Raw genomic sequence first — 1,632 nt, 5'->3', positions numbered from 1 at the left:
GAATGCATAGGCCAAAACGAACGCCTATACCCATGGGGCAAAGTTTCAAGCGTTGGTGAGCAAAATTATCATGCTCACGTTTTAATGCGTTGGAATGTTGAGCCCGTATTTTTTCATGAATGGGCGGCACGTATTGAAAATATTTGGTCGCAGGGTTTTGTAACAATCGAGCGAATTAAAAACGCTAAAGCAGCGGCGGCTTACCTATTAAAAGCACTTGGCTATATGGTGAAAGGTGGCGAAGGTTCGCAGGGTGAAATACGTGGTAATCGTTACAATATTTCAAAGTATGCGCGCGCCGAAGGGTGGGAAAATTGCGCGACCCATGAAGCACAACACATGTACGGGTTAATACAAGAATACGCACAAGGTATTGAAGCGAAAAAACAGCGAAAAATGATTAAACAATCAGAGCTTAAAAAAACACTTGGGACAGTAGAAATACTTAAAAACGTTAATAAAAAAGACTTTAGCGAAAAGCGCCAGCAATTTATTGAAAAGCTTGAAAATAAATTAGAGCAAGTTAGCGAAAAGGTGAGCGAATTAGCCAGCGAATTAAACGGCAATTTCGCGCTTGGTGGCGTTGCCAAGTTTGCCAGTGAAACGGCTTTTGTTGGTTTTATTGATTGGGCTGTTGGTGTTCGTGGCTGGCAGTTAAAAACGTCTTTTTTAAATTCAACTAGCGCAGACGTTGAAAACGAAAAAGCAGAAGAAACAGCGGTTAATAAACTGCTTAAGCAAACGCGTAAATTTTACGATGATTCAATGACGGCCCTATGTGACTTTTACAGTCGTTTCGAGCCTGTCAATAACTACGGGGTTTTAGATTTTGAATAATAAATTAATAGATATAAAAGTAAAAATAGTCGCAGCAAAAAAACTGAGTGCAATACAGGCGGGTAAAAAAATACAGGCCGCTGAAAGCATACTTGATGATGCTGTTGAATTTATTGATGAACTTGATGGAAGAGTTTCTAAAGTTGAAAGAACAAATGATTTTTTAGATTTGCACGGAATGCAAGNTGCACGGAATGCAAGACCAAGTGAAGTGGTTAACGGGTGAGGTTGATAAATTAAATAAGATTTTAAAATTGTGCAATTTAGACGGACTAATTAACGGGGTGGCAGATGTCGACTAAAGGTAAATCTAATAATCCACCACTGGGCAATGTTGAGTGTGATGGGTGTGATGGCTTTGCAACGGTTCGCCGCAGAAGTAACGGGCGGCGACTGCTTTATACACATTGCGTAAATTGCGGTATGAATCAAATGAGTGGCGAGAAACTGCAATCGAAATGGGAAAAAGCAATAAACGGATCATTAGAAGAAATTCCCGCTTTAAATAGCGAACCAGTTAAGCAAGACATGGCCAGCGGTAACGAGTGGATGCCGCAGGAAGTAAGAAACGAAATTGAGCGAATTAAAAATGAAACTAAAACCAGTGGAGCAAACGAAAATGCAAGAGCAAGCGAATCAACACAGCGAATTGAAAACGAAACCGACCGTACTAGCGGATGCGCTGGCAAATCTTCAAATGGGTTCGGGTTCTTCATCTTTGGAGCATTTGCAGGACTCGCAGCAATTGCAGGAATCAGAAGGTAATAAACTTGCATTTGAGCAAAATCTAATTGA

The 1,632-nt window shown here is 40.6% G+C and carries 1 protein-coding gene and 1 pseudogene; both read left to right on the top strand.

The features are described 5' to 3' along the window. Positions 1 to 837: pseudogene (locus tag I6F47_RS20225) on the top strand (hypothetical protein); the annotation flags it as partial. Positions 838 to 1,128: 291 nt separating this feature from the next. Next, positions 1,129 to 1,602, top strand: coding sequence for a hypothetical protein (locus I6F47_RS20215; RefSeq protein WP_197184448.1), 474 nt, complete (start codon positions 1,129 to 1,131; stop codon positions 1,600 to 1,602). Positions 1,603 to 1,632: the final 30 nt, after the last annotated feature.

Origin of the sequence: Pseudoalteromonas sp. NZS37 (genome assembly GCF_015864265.1) — a bacterium.
Classification (GTDB): domain Bacteria; phylum Pseudomonadota; class Gammaproteobacteria; order Enterobacterales; family Alteromonadaceae; genus Pseudoalteromonas; species Pseudoalteromonas arctica.
The sequence above is the reverse complement of the archived record's forward strand: the minus strand, read 5'-3'. Positions and strand labels throughout refer to the sequence as shown.

Excerpts from the sequence above, each read along its gene's own strand:
- I6F47_RS20215 (WP_197184448.1), top strand. The coding sequence starts at position 1,129 with ATGTCGACTAAAGGTAAATCTAATAATCCACCACTGGGCAATGTTGAG.